The organism is Paenibacillus konkukensis, from assembly GCF_023523925.1.
GTDB lineage: Bacteria > Bacillota > Bacilli > Paenibacillales > NBRC-103111 > Paenibacillus_S > Paenibacillus_S doosanensis.
In genome coordinates this window covers 5,062,665-5,085,811 of the sequence record NZ_CP027059.1, presented here as the reverse complement: position 1 = coordinate 5,085,811, position 23,147 = coordinate 5,062,665, and the positions used below count along the sequence as shown (strand labels likewise).

The window sequence follows — 23,147 nt, the reverse complement described above, 5'->3', positions numbered from 1 at the left end:
AGTAAAATAGCAATCATATAATGAAATTATAGATACGCCATTCCATGTCCTTGAGGTGAGCCATTGATGAAATACGAAACGATACGAACCGATATTACGGTCGTCGGAGGGGGGTTGTCCGGGGTCAGCGCCGCCGTCGCAGCGGCCCGGTTAGGGCGAACGGTCGCACTCGTCCAGAACCGTCCCGTTCTCGGAGGCAACTCCAGCAGCGAGGTTCGCGTATGGGTATGCGGCGCTACCGCTCACGGAACGAACCGGTATGCCCGCGAAACCGGCATTATGGGCGAGCTGCTCGTCGAAAACCAGTTTCGCAATCCGGACGGCAACCCGTACTACTGGGATCTTGTCGTGCTTGAAGCGGTGCTTGCTGAGCCGAACATTCAATTGTTTTTGAATACGGACGTGCATGAGGTGGAGGCGGAGGGAGATGCGGAAGACCGCCGCATTCGTTCCGTTACCGGGTGGATGATGGGATCGGAGCGCCGCATTCGGTTTGAAAGCGCTATATTCGCCGATTGCACCGGGGACGGCCTCGTCGGCTTCCTCGCCGGAGCGAAATACCGGGTAGGCCGCGAGGCCAAGCACGAATATAACGAAGACTGGGCACCCGACACGGCAGACGGTATTACGCTCGGCAGCACGCTGCTGTTCTATACGAAGGATGCGGGGCATCCGGTCAAATATGTACCGCCCGGCTTCGCCAAAGATATAACGCAGACGTCCATCCCGATCAAGCGGGTCATCCGCAGCGGCGATTCCGGCTGCCATTATTGGTGGATCGAATGGGGCGGCGAGCTGGACACGGTGCACGAGAACGAGCGCATCCGCGACGAGCTGTGGGCCGTCATTTACGGCATCTGGGAATATATTAAAAATTCCGGCAAGTTCGACGCCGAGCATATGACGCTCGAATGGGTCGGCTCCCTGCCCGGCAAACGGGAATACCGCCGGTTTATCGGCGACTATGTGTTGAATCAGAACGATATTCTCGCTCAGCGGGAATTCGAGGACCGGGTCGCCTTCGGCGGCTGGTCGATCGACCTCCATCCTCCGCAGGGGATGTATTCGGCCGAGAGCGGGTCGAAGCATTTGCATGCGGACGGGATTTATCATATCCCGTTCCGCTCGCTCTACTCGGCGAACGTGTCGAATCTGATGTTTGCGGGACGCAACATCAGCGCCTCTCACGTCGCCTTCGGCACGACGCGCGTCATGGCCACGTGCGCGGTGATCGGCGAGGCCGCGGGCACCGGCGCGGCGCTGGCCGTGCAGCACGGCGCGACGCCGCGCGCCGTGTACCGCGAGCACCTGGCGGAGCTGCAGCAGACGCTGCTGCGCCAGGACGCTTCCGTCATCGGCCTGCGCAGCGCCGATGTAAGGGATTTGGCCCGCCGTGCCAAGGTCACGGCGTCCGGCACGCTGCGCCTGCTCGCGGTGGAGCAGGCGAGCGGCGTAATCCCGCTGGACCGCGATGCGGGCCTGCTGGTGCCTGTGTCGCCGCGGCTCGAACGGATCGAGCTGCTGGTGGATGCGTCGGCCGAGGCGAAGCTGGAGGTCGAGGTGTGGAGCACCGGCCGGGCGGAAAACTATGTGCCGCATCGGCGCGAAGCGAGCGGCTCGGCGGCGGTAGCCCCGGGCGAACGGCAGTGGATCAGCGTACCGCTGCGCTGGGAGCCCGGGACGCCTCAACACGCCTTCGTCATCGTGAAGGCGAGCGATCTGCTATCCTTGCATTTCTCCAGCGAGCCGCAAACGGGGGTGCTCTGCTTCGCCAAAAACGACCGGCCTCTCGTATCCACAAATCTCGAAGATCATCAGCCCGAGCAGCCGGTCGTACAGTGGAGCATGCGGCAGCATGTGCGCAAGCCGTATTGCTTCCGGTTGTTTCCGGAAACCGAAGCATTCTCGCCGGACCGGGTGACCGACGGTTATCTCCGTCCGTACGGGCAGCCCCATCTTTGGATTTCGCAGCCGCTTGGCCAGGGGCAACCGGCGTCGCTCGAGCTGCAGTGGCAAGAAGCCATGACGATGAACGAGATTCATCTCGTATTCAACGACGACGTCAACGAGGATCTGATCAATCTCCATCATCATAAAACGCCGTTCGATGTCATCCCCGAGCTCGTCCGCGATTACCGGCTGGAGGCGCTGCAGGACGGCGGCTGGGTTACGCTGCATGAAGAGAGGGCGAACCGCAAGCGCAAACGGGTGCACCGGATCGCTTCTCCCGTGACGGCGGACCGTCTGCGACTCGTTGTCGAATCGACGAACGGCAGCTCTCGTGCCGAAGTCGTGGAGATCCGGGTATACGATACGGAAGCGTAAAGCCGCGCAAAGCGGTAATACGCCACAGAGCAGAAAGCACAGAGCACAAAGCGAAGCTGCGGCATATAAACGGGGGAGACCGTTACTTGCGAAGCTTGCGAAGTCTTCTCCAAAAAATAACGACAGAAGGGAACCCGGTGGCCGTCGCACGGCCCGGATTCCCTTCTTCCGTCTTAGAGCGCTTCCACTTCCGCCAAAGTCGGCAAAGCGGGAATCGCTCCGCGCCTAGTCGTCGTAATGGCGCCTACCTTGTTGGCAAAGCGGAAAATTTGCACAACCGCCGCCTCGTCCGAGAATACCCCTTCCAGCCGTTCCGCGGTAATCCCGCTTTCCGCCAGCTTGAACAGCATAGCCCCGACGAAGCTGTCGCCCGCTCCCGTCGTATCGACCGCCTTGACCCGAACACCGGGAACAAGGGTCATCGCCCGTTTGGTAACGACACAGCAGCCTTCCTCCCCGCGCGTGACGACGACCGATCGCGCCCCCATATCAAGCAGCTGCTGCACAGCCTCGCCCGGTTCGCATTGCAGCAGGAACGAAGCTTCCTCCTCGCTAACCTTCAGCACGTCGGCCAAGCCGATATGCTGCAGCACCTCCTGCCTCATCGTCTCCTCATCCGGCCACAGCGCAGGCCGTAAATTCGGGTCGTAGGAGATCAAGCCTCCCGCTTGCTTCACTTTGCGCGCCGCCTCCAGCGTTGCCGTGCGGCAAGGCTCGCTGATCAGGGATACCGAGCCGAAATGGTATATCGCCGCATCTTCCAGCCACTCTTCCTCAATCTCTTCATCCTTCAGCAGCATATCTGCAGCCGGATCGCGATAAAACAAGAAATCCCGCTCCCCGTCATGGCGGAGCGATACGAAGGCCAGACCCGTGCGCGCCTCCTCCGTCTCGACAAGCGCCGCTTCGACTCCCGCGGCGATCAGCGTGCTGTGCAAATAATTTCCGAACGCATCGCTGCCTACCTTCCCGATGAACCGGGAAGCGCCTCCGAGCTTCGCTACGGCGGCGGCCACATTGGCGGGGGCGCCGCCCGCCGCCCGCTGAAACGCCGGGACCCGTTCCAAAGCTTGACCGCTCTGCTCCGGCATGAAATCGATCAAAATTTCACCCAAACACACTACCATCGCTCGATCGTTCATTCATCTACCCTCGCTTATATTTGCCTATGTATTGACCAGACGTTAAATTCAATCTCTCACCCTTAACCATAGCACAAAAACCGGGTAAAGGCACGTGCCTTCCCGGTTGTTTCAAGCGATAACCGCGATAACAGACGAACGACTGTCGAAGGCGTTCCCAGATGAGCGGCCGCCCTGCAGAAGTGTGGCGAACAAGTGGCCGGAGAACCGATAGAGACCTGGAACAGCGAGACGGAAACCCGTACCGACCGCAGTCGGTACATAGATCGCCGCACTTCCCGATCCTTCGATTTTTTGATTAGCAAACTATCGTGGCTGGGACTTCGCCAAAATGCGGATCGGGCCGTACAGCCCCCCGCTCGGGAACCAGCGCTGCCAGTCCCGCTCCTCCTGCGTCCCGCGGTCCTCCCAATAAGCCACATCGGGATTGCCGCCGACAAGACCGGTCGGCCTGCCGATCTCGTAATGGGTGCCGAGCGTATTGGTTACCCGGATTCGCAGCCGGTGTTTCCCGTCCGGCAGCGCAGGCAGAGCGAACCGGTACGGCCTCCACAGACGCACGCCCAGCGGCTGCCCGTTCACCCATACTTCGGCCGTACCCCGAACATGCCCGAGATCCAGCTGCGCATCCTGCAGCCCTTGCACCTCCAGCGTCCGCTCGTACTCCACCGCCCCGCTGTGATGCGGCAGGCAAAGCGCCGACCGCCAATCGCCGAGCGAACCCGACACCGGCGCCGTCTCCATCCGGATCGGCGACAGCAGCACCGCCCCTTCCGTCTCCGCAGCGGCCGGAACGATGCGGAGCACCGCTGCCGTACCGGCCGGCCGAGGGGCGAATGCGGCGACGCCCGAGCTGACCGCTACTTCTTGACCGCCGATCCACAGACGCGCCTCGCCCGCACATTCGAATCGCAGGCGGTTCGTCCCGACCGGAAGCGGAAACCGCAGCCAGACCGGGCGGCCGATAGCGCCCGGATCTGCGGAGAACGGCAGCGGAGCCGGATCGGGAACGGAATCGGGCATAAGCCAGCCTACCCGCGGCAGCGGGTGAGGCCTCGCCGCAATCCACAAGGACTCCGTCTCGGCAAATTGCAGGACGGAGAAATGGTGAACGCCCGGCGCTTCTCCCCGCTCATCGCGCCAGTCTTCTCCCGTGCAGAAGCCGAGCGGTCCGCCGCCCCGGTACTCTACGACTCCGTCGGCGAATACTTCTCCCTTTCCTTCGGGAAGCGCAAAGCGCACTTCGTTGACGCCCTGCCGCCATAAGGCCGTTACGTCGACTTCCTCCTGGCCTTGGCGGATATACGGATTGAAATCGCCGTGCTCGGTCACCTTCGTCCCGTTGACATACAATACCGCCCGGCCTCGCGCCGCAAATACGAGGCGAACCCGCTCGACGGGAAGCCCGGGCTCGCAAGCAACGCGCTTGATTAACGCCGATTGCCCGCTCGGATTGCGGCTAAACAGCCATTTCGGCAGCGGTTCTCTCGCCTGTCCGGACACTTCGACCGCCGCCCTCATCAGGCCGTTGCCGATAGCCTGCGCCCGCAGGATCAATTCATTGCTCCCGGCGCGCAGTTCGACCCAAGCCGTACGCTCCTCCGGGCCGCCGTTCCAAGCAATTTCTTCGCCGTTAACGGTTCCGTCCAATTGGGAGTTGCTTTCGGTGCGAATCCAATAGATTCCCGCAGCCGGAGCCATCACGTAGGTGCGGGCGCAGACGAATTCGCCCTTGCTGCAGCGGCCCAAATTCAGGAAGCGGCGCGGAACGCGGCCCATCCGCCCGGCCCATGACCGCATCGCGAGGTCTCCGAATACGGCGCTGTACACGAGCGGTTCGGCGGCGCTATCGTCGAACCGCTCCCCCTTGCATACATGCCAGTACGCGGCCTCGCTCCACAATCTCGGCAGCCACCCCGTTTCGTCCAGTCCCGGCAAATGCCAACCGGACGGCTCCCCGTCCGCTTCCTCCTTCTCCAGCCGTACATTCATCATCCGCCGTTCCGTAGGCACGAAGCCCCTGCCCGCGCCATGCAGATCGAAATCTCCGTACCGGTTGTCCAGCGTAGCTTCCACGCGCACGCGCCAATCGTCGGAAGGCAGCTCAATATGCGCACCGCTTCCGGCAGCCGGTTCCGCATCTCCAAGCTCCGCGGGAAAGGGCCTGACGCGCGCCCGATCTTCCTCGGCGACAGGCTCCCTTCCGCCGAGCAGCGCTGCGGCCGCCGCTTCGTCCTCGGCGCATACGATCAAGGCGGCCGGCCATGAAGCGAAAGGCACTCTCGCTTCTATCCAGTCCCCGTCCCGTTCATAGGCGATCGGTTCCGCCCTGCCGACGACAGGATTCCACAGCTGGGGAACGCGCTTTGTCCGCAGGCGGTAGACGGCCGATTCCGCCGCTGCCGTTTCCGGGGTTGCCGGCTGATGCATGGCAAGCAGCTCTTCGCTGCGCGGGAGCAGCAGGAACAGATCCGCGTCCTCCGTCCGCCGGTGCAGCGCCTCGCCCGGCCCTTCAATCCGCCGCGGAATCCGCGATTCGATCAGAGCGGCCGCCTCCTCGGCATCGCTTGCGTAGACGACGCCGGCCCAATTCCGCTCCGCTTCTGGAACGTCCACGCCGATGACGAAGCCGCCTTCCCGCAGCCACTGCTCCAGCCTGCGTCGCGCCTCCCCGTCCATCACTGTCGTTCCGCACAGAATAACCACGGCGAAGGATTCCTCGGCTATGCTCAGCCGCGCTCCCTCCGGCACCGCCTTCATCAAAGCGGTGTCATCCGCGATGTCAAAATCAAGCTGCGATCTGCGCAGCGCGCCCGGCAGCTCGGATTGGCGGCGGCTCCAGCTTCCGGCCACTTGCCGGTACACCTTCTGAATATGCGTAACCTGCTCATTCGGGTCTTTATTGGCTACTCCCATCGGATGCTCGTTCTTTTTGCCGTCGGCCAACGATAAATAACCGCAGACCGCGTGGGAAGGGTAATGTACGGCAATATCGCACACATGGGCTCCTGCGCTCAGCATGTAGCAGATGCGGCTGATCGTATCGGCGAATACCGGATAGTGCTCAAAATACGGCTGACGCCAGCCCGTATCCGGCGGCGCCCATTCCCACCAGCCTCCGCGCGTGCTGTAATAAACGGAATGCGGGCTGTACACCGTAGCTCCCGCCTGAAACCATGGAATGAGCCAATGCATCGTCTCCTCCAGCGTCCCTCCCCATCCGCTGGAATGAAACGCTTCCAGGAACACTCGGGAGCCGCCGTGCAAGTGCACCATCGAGGCATGCGGCTTGATTTCCCCGTCCATATCCGTTCCGGGAGCGTTGTACCAGCGATGCGTCCGGAAATAATCGAGGTACAGGCGCTGCGCCCCATGAGGATCGGCCCTTCTCGCCGGACCGGCCTGATCGCAGCACAACAGCATGCCCCGCTCGCTGTGCCAGCGTCCGAGCGGAATAAAGAACGAGCGCTCGGCCAGCTCCGCCGAGAGCCGGTACACTCTGCGGCGCACGTCCGCGGAGCCGGGAAGCGGGTCGAACAAAGCCGGCAGCAGCGGCAGCAGTTCGTCCCCGTGGCGTTCCCGGTACAGCTCCGCAAGCTCCGGCGTCCACAGCGGAAACGGCGGCAGCTCGTCCTGAAAGCTGCCCGCTATCGTGCGCCCCAGATCGGCGGGGAAGCGCCGCTCCATCTCCCCGTGCACCCGGTCGATCAACTCCTGCGAAGCCGCAGGGTCGAGCCAGTTGAACCCCTGTCGCACGGCGGCATAGGTATAGCCGTCTGCTTCATATAGCACTTCCGCAGAAGGAGGCAGCTCCTCTCCGGCCTCGAACCGCTTCAGCCGGTAACCTGCGGCTTCCGGCCGTTCCGTTACGATTCGCGCCGGCATATTCGCGCCGGAGAACCCGATTTGATCGTAGAACCAGACATACATGCCAAGACGCTCCGCTTCGCGAACGGCGACCTCGAACATATGCCACCACACTTCGCTGGAGAAAGCGGGCCGGTCGCTTACGGAACCGTACTGCGGACCCGTAGGCGCCAGATTGATAATCCCGATGTTGCGCATGCCGCCTTCCCGGAATTTGCGCAGCTGCCAACGGACTCTCTCCTCCGTAACCTCCTCGGCGCTCCACCACCAGAAGGGCACCGGCCCGTAGCGCGGATCGACCTTGGCGAATTGCTCATACATGCAGGCTAACTTCATCTTTTATCTCCTTCCTAAGATCGGTTGTAGCACCCAATTCCGCTTTTATTGCCCTATCATAAGCGGACTCGGGACCCCGTTCTAGGGGAGGATCGCATCATTTCATACCCGATAACGACCATTTTGTGCACGTTCGAGCACAGGAACAAATCCCCCAAAAGTGACGTGATGCTCTGAAGCTTATTCCGTCCGCATCCAGCCTAAGCTGGATCGGCGTCTAACCATTCCTCTGGGATCGTTCTATGGGTAGACTTTACTTTCCGGGGTGCCCACGGATATCCACAAGAAATTGCCGCGCATCATTTCCTAAACAACAAAAAAGCGTCCTTATCCGCCGTAGCGGGCAAGCACGTTCTCTCACTTGCTTTAGAAGGGTGGTGAAAAAGTCCGCTGCGGCGTCCATTTGATCCTCCAATCGCTGTTGAAAACGGATTCTTTGGATTGTTTTCTCATTTTTCTGTGGAGAGAATCCGTTTTCAAAGGCGAACGCTTACGCTTTTCCAGATTCAAATGGCCCCTCCGCTCTTTTTTCACCACCCTTTTAGAAGAATGGAGAAAAAGTCCGCTAACGGTGACCATTTGATCCTCCAATCGCTGTCGTCACCGCGCTTCGCTTTGAGCGCCCGATTAAGCGCCCGACGAATCGATTCCCGACTTCAGCATGCCGAGAACCCATTCGCACCAATCGATTTCCATTCGGGCGTGATCGATCGCCCTTTTCAGCAGTACATATTTGCCGAAGGAAGGCGTACGAACGCCAAGCGGCTTTCCGCTCCCCTGTTCGGCGCCCTCCAGCTCGGCGAGAGAAGCTCGGAACTTCTCCATTCGCTTGGCGTACAGCTTCAGACGCTCCCGGAACAACCGCTCCGTCGTGGCGGCATCGGCAAGCCACAGGCAATACATCTTGAGCAGCATTTCATCGCGCTTTACCGGTTCGGCGCTCAGATCGGGAAGCCATGCTTGCAGCGCCGAAGTCCCCTTTTCCGTAATCGAATATACTTTTTTATCCGGCTTCTCCTTTTGGGCGACAGAGACGAATTGCACCAATCCGCTCCGTTCCATTTTCGCTAAAATCGGGTAAATTTGACTATGCTTGGCCTGCCATACCGGTTGAATTTTCAACATAAGCTCATAACCGGTGCACGACTCCTGAGCCAATAATGCCAGCAAGCCATAAGACAAAGTATTCATAACCCCTCCGCAATCCAAGTCTGTCGGTTGACATCCGATAGGAACCGTAGTACTATTTTCACGAGCCTATTATATGTAAAAATGTACATATAATCAATAGCTTAGGCGCCTACAGGGCACTACGGACAAGTATAAGCCGATGGTCAGCAAACCTTGCAGCCGCATGTCAATGCCGCTGCTTTTTATAATGGACTAGAGGGAGACGGACACCATGCCTTATTTGCGTTTCAAAGGTTTTCCCACGGAATTTCTGAAGATGCTAGCCCCGCGGATTGTAGAGGAATTCGCCCAAATCGTGAATATCACGAAGGAAAAGGTGAAGATCGAGTCGCTGGTGACCGAAGCGATCACCCAAGTGCCTTTAAGCGTCGAAATCCTTATGGCCCCGAGAAAACAGGAAATCCACGATGCCGCGGCGGCGATGCTGAACCGGCTGTTAAAAGAGTACGGCTACGAGCAAATTCACTTATTCTTTATCATCCTGAATCCGCGTCTATATTATCGAAACGGAGAACCGCTGGCTTCGGGGAGCAGCACTTACGCCCCGTCCGAAGGGGTTTCTTATCACGGAATGACTTAATATTAATATTTTTTTTAAAAAAAGCACCTCAACACTCCCTGGCAGCCGCGGCCGGGATGTGCTAAGGTGCTTTTTTATTCGGCCGGAAATTTGGACAGCCAATTCGTCAATACCGACGCGGTCATCGTCTGCTGCTCCTGCGGAGTGCGTTCTGCCGGCTTATCGCCCTTTTGCTTGCCGTAGCTTCCGAATTGAGCGTGATTTCCCCCGTTGATTTGGACATAATCGGTATGGCGGGCATATAGGCCTTCGCCTGCTCGTAAGCTTCCTTGTCGAGAACGCCGTCATCGCTCCCCGTCAGCGATATGGCCCGCAGCTCCGTCCCCTTCAAGCTTCCCCCCGCATCAGAATAAGCCGCCAGAAAAAATACGCCGCGAACCAGCTTCGGGTATTTGGCCGCATAGCGCGCCGCCATCGCCCCACCGAGCGAATGCCCCCCGATAACATACTGCTGCTTGGGATTCATCTCGATGATCCCTCCGGCGCGGTTCACGCCGAGCACGGCCAAATGAAGCGGCATCTTCACAATCCATGTCCGATACCCTTTGTCCGCCAAGCGAACGGCGAGCGGAGCGTAGCTTTCAGGTCGGACCAAACCGCCCGGGTAAAAAATAACATCGGGCTGCAAAGCCTGCTGCGGTTCGAACATGATCCAGTCCGGACTGTCGGTGATGGAGACGCCGCTGCCTCCCTTCATCGCTGTAATCGCCTCGGCATCGGGAGCGTACGGCTTCAGCCAGATCGATGCGGCAACCGCCAGGACAAGGACGACGAGCAGAAGCGAGCCCAAAATGATTTTGAAGCGGGACAGCTTCATAAGACCGCTCCTCCTGTCTATGGTTTTACATACAGTATTTCTTTTTATTGCCGAACCCATCCCCGAAAGACGAAACGGATCGGCGCATTTCCCGCAGGCCGAACAAATCCCCCAAAAGCCATCCATGCCGCTACGCGGCACCACAGACAATGGAAATGGGGTACCAAGAGTAATTTCCAGGGTAGTGACGTGATGCTCTGAAGCTTATTCCGTCCGCATCCAGCCTAAGCTGGATCGGCGTCTAACCCTTCCTCTGGGATCGTTCTATGGGTAGACTTTACTTTCGGGGGAGCACACGGATTTCCACAGGATATGGCTGCGCATCATTTCCTAAACAACCAAAAAACCTCCTGTACCGCGTAAGCGGCCGGAGGTTTATCCTATCATTTTATAGTCCCAGCACTTTGTTGACCGACTCGATGACGCGTTCCTTCTGGAACGGTTTAACGACGAAATCTTTGGCTCCCGCCGTAATCGCCTCGATAACCATTGCCTTTTGTCCCATGGCGGAACACATAATGATTTTGGCGCTTGGGTCATGCTTGTAAATTTCCTTCACGGCGCCGACTCCGTCAAGCTCCGGCATCGTAATATCCATCGTCACCAGGTCAGGCTTAGCCGTCATATAAACTTGGACCGCTTCCATTCCGTTCGCCGCTTCCGCCACGACTTCATGACCTTCCTCCATCAGCATCGTCTTCAGCATCATCCTCATGAAGGCCGCATCGTCGACCACCATTACCTTTGCCATAGCTATTCCCCTGCTTTCTCTCATCTATACGCTTATTATGGCAAACAGAAATTAAACAAATTTTAGGTAACAGCGTAAACAACATTAGTTTTCTTTACATTTTCCTAACAATTCGAACCATTTAATTCCATAATTTATCATTGAAAATACAAGCTCCCGTTTTCAGTTGTGACAAATTTCTGAAAACTTTATGTAATTCTAAGGTTATTTTAAGTTTTCTTAAGCAGTGCGGTCATATAATGTTTACATATTCAACACATCATTGGAGGGATTCATATGAGATATGTAAAATCATTTCTGCAAGGCTTTTTCTACAGCTTTATCGCTATTGCCGCGCTTCCCATTTTGCTGGTGCAAAGCTTAATCGACCTATAATGCGCCGCCGATTTATTCAACCGCATCCCGCCGCTACAGTCCGTCTCTTAGTATGAAGGCAGCTTACCTCCGAACGATAGGTAAGCTGCCTGTTTTTTTGCCGCCAAACCGGGCCGGTTGAGAATCGCCGTCCGTGACGGCTAATCGACCCGCACCGCCGTGCCGCTGACGGCTACCATCAGCATCCCCTCGCGGATGACCTCGTAATCGATATCGATTCCCACGATCGCATTAGCCCCCATTCGGGCCGCTTGCGACTCCATCTCGTTAAAGGCGATATCCCGCGCGTCCTTCAGCTTGCTTTCATAGGCTCCGGAACGTCCTCCTACAATATCGGTAATCGAAGCGAAAATATCGCGTACGATATTTGCTCCCATAATAGCTTCGCCGGTGACAATCGAAACGTATTGTGCGATCTCTTTGCCTTGGATCGTCGGTGTCGTACTTAAAATCATATGAATGCCCCTTTCCGCTAATGTCTTCTTAGCATACGGGAAATGCCGCTTTTTCATACATAATGCCCTCTCCGGCGTAACGCCGGCTTTTCATTTTGCATGATATTTTTTATGTATCCGTTTACCTATTTGGTCTGCCCTAATGACACATAATATGGTAAGGTAAGATTTGGAACATACGTTTTATTATGACTTAGGATAAAAGAGAGGGGAAGCCCCGTGCGGCTGCAACGTTCCAAAAAGGCCCAAACGCTGATCATCATGCTGCTCCTGACCTCACTTTGCATCCTGTCTATGGGCTACACGGTTTACCGGATCGCCACCAATACTTTAACGCAGGAGATTCAGAACGCTTACCGGATGTCTTTGCTGCAAACGCAAGAGCGGGTTGAGGCCTATTTCAAGCAAATCGATCAATCGCTCCTGCAGTTCGAGAAGCTCCCCGCTCTGGACGAGCTGCTCTCGCTGCCCGAGGGAAGCAATAATCTCGAAATTTTAAGCCTGCTGGAAACCATGATGAGCATCCAAACTTCCATCGACGACGTAGACGATATCGCCTTGTATCGCCTCGATACTCGCAAGCTGTACAGCACAAATCGCCAGGTCACCTCATTTCAGCAGGACTATCAAGCCGTTATAAGCCGGTTTGCGAAGTTGAATCGCAACAGCGCTTTTTTTAACGCGTTCATCGACGACACGCCGACTACGATTTACATACGCAAGCTGCCCATCTTTCAAAGCACTCCGCCTTTTTATATCGTCGTTCATTTGAATCAGCAATTTTTCGACCACATGCTCGGCTCAGGCCAGGAAATTAAAGGAAATTATTTTATACTGGATGAATATGACCGGCTGCTGCAAAATCGCGGCGACTTAGACGACGAAACGATCGCCCGCGATGTCATTCCGGTCGTGACGGAACGTAAATCCGACTCGGGCGGGCTGTTTACCGCTTATTTGCCTCCGTCGCAGAAGGGCTGGACCTTCGGCTTCGCCATATCGAACCAAGAGCTGTTCCGCAAAATCGCCGATATCCGCAATGTCATCTTCCTGATAGGCGGCATTATTCTGACGCTCGCGGCGCTAGCAACCGTTTTGTCTACGAACCGATTGTGGAGAGGCTGGAACGACATCGTGACGCTGCTGGACGATCCTGTCTCCGTCCGCCACGCCAAACCGACCATGCCGGGCATCCAAGACGACGAATTCCGGGAAATCTACGACAAATTGCAGCAAATCAAAGAAACGCGGGATGAATTGAAGGAGCAGGTGAAGGAGCTGACACCGGAAATCAAGGAAGCCTTCATATATAATATGCTGCAAAAAGGGCTTCGCTCCGAGGAGGACTTGGACAAATGCCAAAGGTATGAAATCCCGCTGCTGTTCGGGGGATACAGCTGCCTGTGCGTGGAAATCGATCAGTACAAGAGCATGGCCGAGCAGTACTCCGACCGCGATCTGTTTTATTTCCGCTCCGGCGTGTCCAAGGTGATTCAAGAGATTATCGACAGTAAAGGCCGCGGATTCGTCTCTTATACAGGTGAAGGGCGCTTTGCCGCCATGCTGTCGCTGCAGGACAGCGGCGATGGCTCTCCCCCCGGGGACCGGCAGGCCAGGAAGGAGACGATCCGCGAAGCCGCCGTAGAAATCCGCGATTTCATCGAACGGTATTTTCCGTATACAGTGTCCATAGGGGTCAGTTTATTCCGCAAAGATTACGCCTACTTGAATCTTTCCGCGGAAGAAGCCGAGAACGCACTGAAGCATAAGCTCGTAACGGGGACGAACGAGGTCATTCCAACAGATGAATTTATACCCGGCGATAGCGTCGGATCAGCCGCCGCCCCGGTTTCCTTCAAGGAGCTGGCGGACGATCTGATCTATGCGATCCGCTCGCTTGACCGCGAATCGGCCTGCCGCTGCGCGGACCGGATCGGCACGCTGCAGGGGCTTCGGACGATCAATTATCAGCGGCTGCAAAGCCAATTGACGGAAATGGTCTTCTCTATTTTCCGCTCCGTCGGCGGAACGCTGCGCAGGCCGCCTTCCGAGCCGCTGATGAGCGAGCTGCTGCAGCTGACGACGTTGGAGGAATGGATCGGCTGGCTGAAATCTCAAGCGATCGAGCCGCTTATCGGGGAGCTCGCCGAGGAGCATAGGGAGCACATGCATCAAGTCGCCGATCAGTTAACCGAATATATCCGCCGGCATAACGAAGAAAACATCCGTCTGGACAGCTGCTGCAAGGCGCTGAACGTTCCCGCCTCCGTCGGCAGGCAGGCGCTCAAGGAAATTCATGATTCGACCTTCTCCGATTTCCTGCTGCAGAGCCGGATCGAGAAAGCCCGCGAATGGCTGCTGCATACCGGTATGAGCGTGGAGGAGATCGCTTCTCGCCTGCAGTACAGCAACTCCCAGAACTTTTCGCGCACCTTCAAGAAATCGGTCGGCTTGCCTCCAGGCCAATTCCGCAAAGAATCGAAAGCGATATAGCGCCGTATAGGCAAGAAGCCTCCAAACCGCTGTTAAGAGCGATTAAGGAGGCTTCTTCGTTCTGACTTTTGGATACCCGCTCCCGCGGGCTCTACTTTATGAAGACGGTGTCGTGCCGGCTTGCTAATTGGCGACCTCCCATTCGTTCACATTAATGAAAGCGCCCAATTCCTTAGGCTCTCCAACCTTAACCCGTTTCGCTACGGCTTTCAGACGATAGTCTGCGTAAAGCGCGATCTGCGGAACGTCCCTGACCAGCAGCTCCTGCACTTTATCGTAAATCGCATGCCGCTTGTCCGGATTCGTCTCCTTCGTTCCTTGAACGAGCAGATCGTCCATTTCTTGATTGCTGTAGCCGGAGAAGTTGTTCAGATTGCCTGTCGCAAAAGTGCTGGTCAAATCCGGGTCCAGAATAAAGATCAGCCCGAGCAGCGCCAGATCGTAATCTTTTTTCCTGAGCTTCTGTACGGTAGTGGCGACATCGACCTTCTGTACCTGCGCCTTGATGCCGACGGCTTTCAAGTTGTCGACGATAATATCCGCCGTTTGCTCGCGGGTTTTATTGCCCGACGGTACGACGAAGTTCAGCGTTTTGTTCGAATCCCAGTTGGCTTCTTTTAAGAGCTGCTTCGCTTTTTCCGGGTCATACGGATACGGCTTCAGGTTCTTGTTGTAGTACGGATGAATCGGCGTATACTGCACATCCATGATTTCGCCTTCGCCCTTCAGCAAATTCGTAACCATCATATCGCGGTTCATCGCATAGACGATCGCCTGTCTGACCTTCGGATCGGGAATGACGGCATTGTTCATATACATGTTCTGATAGTTGAACGGCTTGCCGGAAATCGTCTTAATGTTGGACATATTTTTCACTTTCTCAAAATCCTGCACTGCGATGTTCCCGATACCCGGGAAGTTCATGTCGATCTCTCCGCTTTGCAGCTGGGCGACCAGATTGGCCGAAGGCATGATCTTGAAGTTCAGCTTGTCGAACTTCGGCGCTCCCTTGAAATAGTCTTTGTTCGCCTCCAGCTCCACGTATTGATCCTTCGCATAGCTGACGAATTTGAACGGACCGTTGATAACATCCGGCTTTTGGAAAAACGGATTTTGCGGAAGCTTCTCCGGATCGGCGTCCTTGAGCACATGAGCGGGCAGCGACTTTAAGTTTTTGCCGAAGCTTTCGAGGAATAAATTCGGATCGACGGGCGTTTTGGTGCGAAATTCGATCGTATGGTCATCGATCTTCTTCATCCCGGCGACATCCGCGCCGCCCTCGGCCAGCTTGCCCTTGTCGTCGAAGCCTTCCAGCATCGCGAAGCGCGAAGCGAGCGCCGTCGCAAACTTGGGATTGGCGATCAGCTTCACCGTGAAAATAACGTCATCCGCCGTGACCGGCTGACCGTCGGTCCATTTGGCCTTCGCATTCAGCTTGACCGTGAACAGCTGATTGTCTTTGGTCTCGATACTATCGGCAAGCATCGGCACGAACTTGAGATTTTCATCCAGCTCCATCAGCGGCTGAAACAATATCGAAGTAATAATAATGGACGTATTGTCCGTTTGATCGATCGGATTGAACATGAGCGGCGCGTTCGTGATGCCGATATTAATGACTTTGCTGCCGGTAGACGGCTTGGCCGCCTCCCCCGCGCTCCCTTGCGTTGCCTCCGGCGCCCCTCCGCCGCATGCGCTGAGCGCCAATACGGAGAGTATGCACGTCATCAGGACGGATGTTTTGAATTTGCCTTTCCATTTCATGGCCGGTTCCCCCTCATATAGTAGATGATGCGATAGCGACAAGCCGGATTACTTCAAGCTTTTCGGGTCGAGAGCATCCCGCAGCCCGTCGCCGATAAAATTGACCGATAGCACGCTCATAATAATCATGATCCCCGGAGGAAGCCACAACCATGGCTGCGAGGTCAGCACGGTAAGCGACTGCGCGTCGGTCAGCATATTGCCCCAGCTCGCCGTCGGCGGCTGCACGCCGAGGCCAAGGAAGCTCAGCGAGGCTTCCGCGATGATCGCTCCGGCGATGCCGAAGGTGGCATTGACGAGTATGGGCGCCATCGCATTCGGCAAAATATGCAGGAACAGCATCCGCGCCGTGCCGAGCCCGAGCGCGACGCCGGCTTTGACGTAATCCATCTGCTTCAGCGACAATACGCTTCCCCGCACCAGCCGCGCGACGCCGGTCCAACCGAGAAATCCGAGGACGACGATCACGTTCGTCAAGCTGGGACCGACGACGCTGACTACGACGAGAATAAGCATGAGCTGAGGAAAAGACATGAAAATATCCGTCAAGCGCATGACGACCATATCGACCCAACCGCCGAAATAACCGGATACGAGCCCCAAGATCGTGCCGATCGTCACCCCGATCGCTACGGCGCCGATACCGACGACCAGCGATACGCGGGAAGCGTAGATCAAGCGGCTTAGCACGTCGCGTCCCACCTGATCGGTTCCTAGTAAATACTGCGAGGAAGGCTCCGCCTCGAACGAGCCGGTCACCTCATACGGATCATGCGGCGCCAGCAGCGGGGCGAAGATCGCGCAGACGGTCAAAATTAGCATGACCGCCAGTCCCGCTACGGCGAGCTTATGCTTCGCGAACCGGCGCACGACCATCCGCAGATAGCTCTCCTCGCCGGCCGGGCTGTCCGCCGCGCTCAAGGCCTGCTCGCTCGCTCCCGATCCTTTGTGCAAATTCATTTCCATTGCCGGCATGGCACTCCCTCCTGTGACTTCGATGAAATGGGCTTTGCTGCCAAAGCTTTACCGTTATTTATACTTGATCCGCGGGTCGACGACGGAATACACGATATCGGTCAGCAAATTCGCCGCCAGCACCATGATGGCAGCCATCAAATTAAGCGCCATCAGCGTAGGATAATCGCGGTTCATAATCGACCCCATCGTCAGCTGGCCGATGCCCGGCCAAGAGAATATCTGCTCCGTCACGACCGCCCCGCCGAGCAAGATCGGGACCTCCAGCCCGACTACGGTCACGATGGGAATCAGCGCGTTGCGCAGCGCATGCTTGTTGACGACCACAAATTCATGCAGCCCTTTGGCGCGGGCGGTACGCAAATAGTCTTGACCCAATATTTCGAGCACGCTGGAGCGGACATAGCGGATTTTTTTGCCTGCGATCCCGATTCCCAGTACCATTACCGGTAAAATCAGATGGAGTACCCGGTCCAGAATCCCTCCATCGCCTCCCAAGGTGAACATCCCGCCGGAAGGAAGCCATTTCAGCTCCAAAGCGAACACATAAATGAGACCGAGCGCGAGAAAAAAGTTCGGAATCGATATGCCGAGAAACGAGCCGGCCGTAGCCAGGTAATCGAGCTTGGAATACTGCCTGGTCGCGCTCAGTATGCCTAGCGGGATAGCAATGATCAGACCGACGACCAGCGCGACTCCCATCAGCAGCACCGTCGGACCGATCCGCTCCCCGATCATATGGGAGACCGGCTGGTACGTAGTCAGCGAGAAGCCGAGGTTGCCCTGCAGCAAATTGACGAGCCAGCGAAAATATTGCATGTACAGCGGGTCGTTTAAGCCAAGCGCCTCTTTCTTGGCCATGATGTCTTCAGCCGAAATGTTCGGATCGATCATCATATCGACCGGATCGCCGGGAGCCATATTGATGATGATAAAATTGATGACCGTTACTCCGATGAGAACGGGAATGGCAATCAGCAGCCTTCGGATAATATAAGCGAGCACGGCAGCCTCCTCCTCCTATTTGTCATGATCCGTCGAGAGCGAAGCAGGCTACGGCATGCTCGCTTCCTTTCAATTCCGGCTCCTGCTCGCGGCAGATCGCCTTGGCCAGAGGGCAGCGCGTATGGAACCGGCAGCCGTTCGGCGGATTGGCCGGACTCGGCACATCGCCCTGAATGACGATTCGCTCCTTCGACCTAAGATGCGGATTCGGTACGGGATAGGCGCTGAGCAGCGCCTGTGTGTAAGGATGCTGCGGATTGCGGAACATCTCCTCTTTGCGCGCAATCTCCACCACCTTGCCCAAATACATGACCGCGATCCGGTCGCTAATATAGCGGACGGCCCCAAGACCGTGAGCAATGAATAAATAGGTCAGATGAAATTCTTTTTGCAAATCCTTCAACAAATTCAATACCTGCGCCTGGATGGAGACGTCGAGCGCCGAGACCGGCTCGTCGCAGACGATCAGCTTCGGCTTAAGCGACAGCGCCCGGGCAATCCCGATCCGCTGCCGCTGACCGCCCGAAAATTCGTGCGGATAGCGGTCCTTATAGCCGCTGGGCAGCCCGACGATTTCGAGCAGCTTGCCGACTTCCTTCGGTATATCCCCCTCAGGCACGATCTTATGGACTTTAAGCGGTTCGGCCAAAATGTCGCTGATTCGTTTGCGCGGATTGAGCGAGGAGTACGGGTCCTGGAAAATGATTTGCAAATCGGAGCGGACCTTTTTCATATGCGAGCCGGAATATCCCGCAATGTCGCGCCCCTCGAATAAAATCCGGCCTTCCGTCGGCTCCTCCAACCGGACAATCGTCCGGCCGATCGTCGATTTGCCGCAGCCGGATTCGCCGACGAGCCCCAGCGTCTCGCCGGGATAAATATGGAAGTTAACGCCGTCGACCGCCTTCACATGGCCGACCGTCCTCGAAATAATTCCTTTGCGGATCGGATAATAAGTCTTGAGCCGTTCTACCGTCAGCAGCGGCGCGTCGGCCGCCTTCATCTCTCTCGCCCGATTAGCCATAAGCCGCCTCCTTACGCTCCTGGGGCGAATGCTCTTCTGCCAGCCAGCAGCGGGCAAGATGATTCGCCCCCGATTGCATTAACGGCGGAGCCTGCTGAAGGCATCGCTCTACCGCGTACGGACAGCGGGTATGGAACCGGCAGCCCTGCGGCATTTGATGCAGCGACGGCACCGTGCCCGGGATCGAAGCAAGCCGCTCGTCCATCCCCGAGTCGATGTGGGGTATCGAGCTCATCAATCCTTTCGTATAAGGATGCTTCGGCTCGTCGAACAGCGTGAAGACGTCCGTCTCCTCCACGACCTGCCCCGCATACATGACAATGACCTTGTCGGCCATTTCGGCGATGACGCCCAGATCATGCGTAATCAGCATAATCGCCGTGCCCGAATCCTGCCGAAGCTTCTTCATCAGCTCCAAAATTTGCGCTTGAATCGTTACATCCAGGGCGGTGGTCGGCTCGTCGGCAATGAGCAGCTTCGGCTTGCAGGACAGCGCCATGGCAATCATGACCCGCTGTCTCATCCCCCCGGACAAAGCGTGAGGGTATTCATCGACAATGGCCTCGGGCCGCGGAATGCCGACTTTCTTCAGCATCTCGATCGCGTAAGCCCTCGTCTCCTTGGGCTTCATCTTCAAATGCAGCCGGATGGACTCGCCCATCTGATGCCCGATCGTAAACACCGGGTTGAGCGAGGTCATCGGCTCTTGAAAAATCATCGAGATCTCATTGCCGCGAATCTCCCTCATCTGCGCCTCCGTCATCCCGGTAAGATCGGCGCCTCCGAAGCGGATTTCGCCCTGTCGGATGCGGCCTTTAGAGCCAAGCAGCCGCATGATCGACAGCGAGGTTACGCTTTTGCCGCAGCCGGATTCGCCGACGATTCCGATCGTCTCTCCCGGCTTCAGCGAGAAGCTCACGTCGTCAATGGAGATGACTTCCCCCTTGTCCGTCCGGAATGCCGTTTGCAGATGATTCACTTGAAGCAGATGGTCCATGCTTCTCACCGCCTTCTGGTATAGTATATAAATGGTTTAGGCCATAAATAGTATAGGGAGTTAAGTTTTACTGACCGGCAGCGGGCGAGCCTCCGGCGGAATCAGCGTCGTGTACGGGACCCCGCCGCGCTCCTCCTCATGCTCCTTCTTGGCCTCTTCGAGCAGTTCCGGCTGCAGCAGCAGCTGAACGGCGGTCGCTGCGATGACTTTACCCGCATGCAGCATCCCCTTATGTCCGATCGGCGCAGCTCCTTGCGACACGAGCTGCCACGTATGGAAAGGCGTGCCCAGCGCCATACAAGCCGTTCCGCATTGAGCGGTCGGCACGAGCCAGCTGACGTCGCCGACGTCGGAGGAGCCCGGGTTGACCCCCGACTTAGGCTTGTAGGGCTCCAGCGTGTCGGAGACCGCCTTGCCTTCGTGGCGGGAAGGCATCCGCTGTCCGCGTTCGCTATCGGAGAAGGTGGCGCGAATGGCCTCGGCCAGTTTCCGGTCCTCCTCGTCGAAGACCGGGACGCCCAGCTTCTCGAAGTTGTCGTACATGACCTTCTCCAGCGTCGTGTTCAAGATGAAATTCGATGAGGCCGCATCGAAGCGGATTTCCACTTCCGTTCCGGTCATCAGCGCGGCTCCCCTGGCGATGTCGCTGACCCGCCCGTACATCTCCCGCACCTGCGAGCTCTGCGGAGCGCGCAGCTTGTAGAGCACCTCCGCCTCCGGCTGAACGACGTTCGGCGAGATGCCTCCCGTATTCGTGACAGCGTAATGCAAGCGGGTTTCCTGCTCCAGATGCTCCCGCAAGTAGTTGGCTCCGACATTCATCAGCTCCACCGCATCCAGAGCGCTTCTCCCCAATTGGGGGCTCACGGCGGCGTGCGAACTCCTTCCCTTGAACTTGTAGTAGACCTGGCACGTAGCCAGGAAATTGGACGACATCACTCCGTTCACCGGGCTCGGGTGCCATGTCAGCGCTGCGTCCACGCCGCCAAACAATCCGGCTCTGGCCATAAACGCTTTGCCCCCGCCGCCTTCTTCGGCCGGACATCCGTAATATTTCACCGTACCCGAGAGTCCCTGCTCCTCCATATAACGGCGGACGGCGACGGCTGCCGCCAAAGCTCCGGTCCCAAGCAGATTATGCCCGCAGCCATGGCCGCTGCCTCCCGGCACCAGCGGCTGCTTCTCCGCCGATCCTTTGGCTTGGCTCAGGTCGAACAGCGCATCGTACTCTCCCAATATCGCGATGACCGGAGCTCCTGAGCCGTAAATGCCGACAAGCGCGTTGGGCACTTCTCCCGCTTCCCGCAGAACGGCGAAGCCTTCCTCTTCCAACGCCTCGGCGATCAGCGCTGCGGAACGCTTCTCCGTATATCTCGGCTCCGCATATTCCCAAATCCGGTCGCTAATAGCGATAAAGCGCGCCCGGCGTTCCTCGATAAGAGCGGACAACCGCTGAACATAATCGGAAGCGATCATGGCACCCATTAGAACCAGCTCCTTATTTAGATGATCTGCCTTTTCTCCTTCTGCAGAAGCCGCAGCCCCCGCAACTTTTCCGAATTCATTCGGCCGAAAATGCTTTGCGTCCCGCCGGGTTTCCCACACTGCCGGACTGCGCCTTTCTCCTGCGCAGCGTCCATACGAGCGGCAAGCATAGGAATGCCGTCGCCGCCGCCAACAAAGTAACATCGTTCACCGCATCGGTAAAAGCTTGCCGCTCCACAGCGCCCGTCACCGTTCCTCCGCCTGCCAGCTCCTTCGTATGCATCGCAACGCTCAAGGAAAGCAGCGAGGTGATCAGACCGATCGACAGCGAGCCGAAGCCCTGCTTCACCCAATTGCTGGCGGAGGAGGCATGGCCCGTCAGTTCGGCCTCGATCTCCTCCATCCCCGCATTGGCTGCCGGCATCGTAGCCAGCGCAATCCCGATGTTGCGCACCGTCATCCAGCCCATAATATACGTTCGCGATATATCCGGCGTCAGCTGCCCCATGGCGATCATCCCCGCGCCGATAAGCAGAATACCCGCCGTAATCAGCGCCGCAGGACCTACCTTCGAGTACAGCCTGCCGGCAATCGGCATGAATACGGCCATCGCCGCCGATCCGGGCAGCAGCGTCAAGCCCGCTTCCATCGCCCCGGCCTGCTGGATCGTCTGCAGAAACACGGGGGTCAAATACGAGCCCGAATACAGGCTGATGAGAATGATGCTGCCGAGGATTAACGTGAGGGTAAAACGGCGATTCGCGAATACTTGCAGCTGCAGCAGCGGCGCCTCGACCCTCCTTGCCCTGCGGATGAAGGCCGCCAGCACGACGGCGCCGAGCGCGAGCAAGCCCAGCGTTTTCCAGGACGTCCAGCCCCATTGATCCACTTCGCTGAAAGCGATCAAGAAAGCAGTGCTGCAGGAGGTGACCATGACGAAGCCGGGCAGATCGAACGGTTTCGGCGAATACAACCGGTAATACGGCAGCAGCTTCATCGCTACGAGCACCCCGACGACGCCGAAGGGCAAATTGAGCCAGAACAGCCAATGCCAAGACCATGTCTGGATGAGCCATCCGGCCAAAGTCGGCCCCAGCGCCGGGGCGAGCACGCTGGAAAGCGACCACATGCTATTGGCGAAGGGCTGCCGTTCGCGCGGGATGACCTGATAGATGATGGTCATGGTCGCCGGCATGATCATGCCGCTGAACGCCCCCTGCAGAATGCGAAAGGCGACCAGCGACCCGACGTTCCAGGCCATGGCGCACAGCGCCGACGCTATCGTGAAGCCGATTAGCGATACGATATACAAATATTTGGGACTCAGCCGGTCACCCAAATAGCCAGTGACCGGAGCGATCACGCCGCCTGCCAGAATAAACCCGGTGACCGCCCATTTTACATGGCTTAGGTCTGCTCCAAAGTCGCTCATGAGCGACGGAATGGCTACGTTCACTGCCGATATGCCCATCGTGGCGAGGAAGGAACCGAAGCAGATAGCTGCCAGAATCGGCCAAAATGCCGCCTGATCTCGCTGTGAAGATACGGACATATCGTTCAGGCTC

The 23,147-nt window shown here is 57.3% G+C and carries 15 protein-coding genes and 1 pseudogene; 3 read left to right on the top strand and 13 right to left on the bottom strand.

Annotation, left to right across the window (positions count from 1 at the left end):
- The first annotated feature begins 66 nt into the window (after nt 1-66).
- Complete coding sequence (locus tag SK3146_RS22245; RefSeq protein ID WP_249860832.1) at nt 67-2,325, top strand: FAD-dependent oxidoreductase; 2,259 nt, start codon at nt 67-69, stop codon at nt 2,323-2,325.
- A gap of 173 nt (nt 2,326-2,498) precedes the next feature.
- Here the strand turns inward: SK3146_RS22245 and SK3146_RS22240 are convergent, their stop codons facing one another.
- The 3 genes from SK3146_RS22240 to SK3146_RS22230 all read right to left on the bottom strand — a co-directional run bounded on the left by SK3146_RS22240 (nt 2,499) and on the right by SK3146_RS22230 (nt 8,861).
- Nucleotides 2,499-3,467 (bottom strand): PfkB family carbohydrate kinase, encoded by a 969-nt coding sequence (locus SK3146_RS22240; RefSeq protein ID WP_249860831.1) that lies wholly within the window; start codon nt 3,465-3,467, stop codon nt 2,499-2,501.
- Between the two features lie 306 nt (nt 3,468-3,773).
- Nucleotides 3,774-7,670, bottom strand: coding sequence for a hypothetical protein (locus tag SK3146_RS22235; RefSeq protein ID WP_249860830.1), 3,897 nt, complete (start codon nt 7,668-7,670; stop codon nt 3,774-3,776).
- A gap of 627 nt (nt 7,671-8,297) precedes the next feature.
- Complete coding sequence (locus SK3146_RS22230; RefSeq protein WP_249860829.1) at nt 8,298-8,861, bottom strand: PadR family transcriptional regulator; 564 nt, start codon at nt 8,859-8,861, stop codon at nt 8,298-8,300.
- 211 nt (nt 8,862-9,072) lie between these two features.
- On the opposite strand from SK3146_RS22230, the gene SK3146_RS22225 reads away from it, so the two are divergent.
- Nucleotides 9,073-9,441: a DUF1904 family protein gene (locus SK3146_RS22225; RefSeq protein WP_249860828.1), complete on the top strand. Its 369-nt coding sequence runs from the start codon at nt 9,073-9,075 to the stop codon at nt 9,439-9,441.
- A gap of 74 nt (nt 9,442-9,515) precedes the next feature.
- Here SK3146_RS22225 and SK3146_RS22220 read toward each other — a convergent pair.
- From SK3146_RS22220 to SK3146_RS22210, 3 genes and pseudogenes are all read right to left on the bottom strand, one after another.
- Nucleotides 9,516-10,090, bottom strand: a pseudogene (locus SK3146_RS22220) (alpha/beta fold hydrolase).
- Between the two features lie 556 nt (nt 10,091-10,646).
- Nucleotides 10,647-11,009 carry a response regulator gene (locus SK3146_RS22215; RefSeq protein WP_249860827.1) on the bottom strand — a complete coding sequence of 121 codons (363 nt, stop codon included), beginning with the start codon at nt 11,007-11,009 and terminating at the stop codon, nt 10,647-10,649.
- Between the two features lie 515 nt (nt 11,010-11,524).
- The gene (locus tag SK3146_RS22210; RefSeq protein ID WP_249860826.1) at nt 11,525-11,839 is read right to left on the bottom strand and encodes a heavy metal-binding domain-containing protein; all 315 of its coding nucleotides are present in this window, start codon (nt 11,837-11,839) and stop codon (nt 11,525-11,527) included.
- Between the two features lie 219 nt (nt 11,840-12,058).
- Between SK3146_RS22210 and SK3146_RS22205 the strand changes: the two genes are divergently transcribed.
- Nucleotides 12,059-14,332 (top strand): helix-turn-helix domain-containing protein, encoded by a 2,274-nt coding sequence (locus SK3146_RS22205; RefSeq protein WP_249860825.1) that lies wholly within the window; start codon nt 12,059-12,061, stop codon nt 14,330-14,332.
- Between the two features lie 123 nt (nt 14,333-14,455).
- On the opposite strand, the gene SK3146_RS22200 is transcribed toward SK3146_RS22205, so the two are convergent.
- From SK3146_RS22200 to SK3146_RS22170, 7 genes are all read right to left on the bottom strand, one after another.
- Nucleotides 14,456-16,096 carry an ABC transporter substrate-binding protein gene (locus SK3146_RS22200; protein ID WP_249860824.1) on the bottom strand — a complete coding sequence of 547 codons (1,641 nt, stop codon included), beginning with the start codon at nt 16,094-16,096 and terminating at the stop codon, nt 14,456-14,458.
- Nucleotides 16,097-16,144: 48 nt separating this feature from the next.
- The gene (gene opp4C / locus SK3146_RS22195; protein WP_249860823.1) at nt 16,145-17,071 is read right to left on the bottom strand and encodes an oligopeptide ABC transporter permease; all 927 of its coding nucleotides are present in this window, start codon (nt 17,069-17,071) and stop codon (nt 16,145-16,147) included.
- 54 nt (nt 17,072-17,125) lie between these two features.
- Entirely contained in the window at nt 17,126-18,076 is a 951-nt protein-coding gene (locus SK3146_RS22190; RefSeq protein WP_249860822.1) for an ABC transporter permease, read from the bottom strand.
- 22 nt (nt 18,077-18,098) lie between these two features.
- A complete protein-coding gene (locus SK3146_RS22185) occupies nt 18,099-19,100 on the bottom strand; it encodes an ABC transporter ATP-binding protein (RefSeq protein WP_283942776.1) in 1,002 nt (333 codons plus the stop codon).
- Entirely contained in the window at nt 19,093-20,097 is a 1,005-nt protein-coding gene (locus SK3146_RS22180; protein ID WP_249860821.1) for an ABC transporter ATP-binding protein, read from the bottom strand. The genes SK3146_RS22185 and SK3146_RS22180 overlap by 8 nt, the downstream gene beginning before the upstream one ends.
- Nucleotides 20,098-20,157: 60 nt before the next feature.
- Nucleotides 20,158-21,582, bottom strand: coding sequence for a M20 family metallopeptidase (locus SK3146_RS22175; protein ID WP_249860820.1), 1,425 nt, complete (start codon nt 21,580-21,582; stop codon nt 20,158-20,160).
- 76 nt (nt 21,583-21,658) lie between these two features.
- Nucleotides 21,659-23,134, bottom strand: coding sequence for an MDR family MFS transporter (locus SK3146_RS22170; RefSeq protein WP_249860819.1), 1,476 nt, complete (start codon nt 23,132-23,134; stop codon nt 21,659-21,661).
- Nucleotides 23,135-23,147 lie beyond the last annotated feature (13 nt).

Coding starts and splice junctions, on each gene's coding strand:
- SK3146_RS22225 (WP_249860828.1), top strand. CDS start 9,073: ATGCCTTATTTGCGTTTCAAAGGTTTTCCCACGGAATTTCTGAAGATG.
- SK3146_RS22230 (WP_249860829.1), bottom strand. CDS start 8,861: ATGAATACTTTGTCTTATGGCTTGCTGGCATTATTGGCTCAGGAGTCG.
- SK3146_RS22210 (WP_249860826.1), bottom strand. CDS start 11,839: ATGATTTTAAGTACGACACCGACGATCCAAGGCAAAGAGATCGCACAA.
- SK3146_RS22170 (WP_249860819.1), bottom strand. CDS start 23,134: ATGTCCGTATCTTCACAGCGAGATCAGGCGGCATTTTGGCCGATTCTG.
- SK3146_RS22215 (WP_249860827.1), bottom strand. CDS start 11,009: ATGGCAAAGGTAATGGTGGTCGACGATGCGGCCTTCATGAGGATGATG.
- SK3146_RS22185 (WP_283942776.1), bottom strand. CDS start 19,100: ATGGCTAATCGGGCGAGAGAGATGAAGGCGGCCGACGCGCCGCTGCTG.
- SK3146_RS22245 (WP_249860832.1), top strand. CDS start 67: ATGAAATACGAAACGATACGAACCGATATTACGGTCGTCGGAGGGGGG.
- SK3146_RS22175 (WP_249860820.1), bottom strand. CDS start 21,582: ATGGGTGCCATGATCGCTTCCGATTATGTTCAGCGGTTGTCCGCTCTT.
- SK3146_RS22240 (WP_249860831.1), bottom strand. CDS start 3,467: ATGAACGATCGAGCGATGGTAGTGTGTTTGGGTGAAATTTTGATCGAT.
- opp4C (WP_249860823.1), bottom strand. CDS start 17,071: ATGCCGGCAATGGAAATGAATTTGCACAAAGGATCGGGAGCGAGCGAG.
- SK3146_RS22200 (WP_249860824.1), bottom strand. CDS start 16,096: ATGAAATGGAAAGGCAAATTCAAAACATCCGTCCTGATGACGTGCATA.
- SK3146_RS22235 (WP_249860830.1), bottom strand. CDS start 7,670: ATGAAGTTAGCCTGCATGTATGAGCAATTCGCCAAGGTCGATCCGCGC.
- SK3146_RS22180 (WP_249860821.1), bottom strand. CDS start 20,097: ATGGACCATCTGCTTCAAGTGAATCATCTGCAAACGGCATTCCGGACG.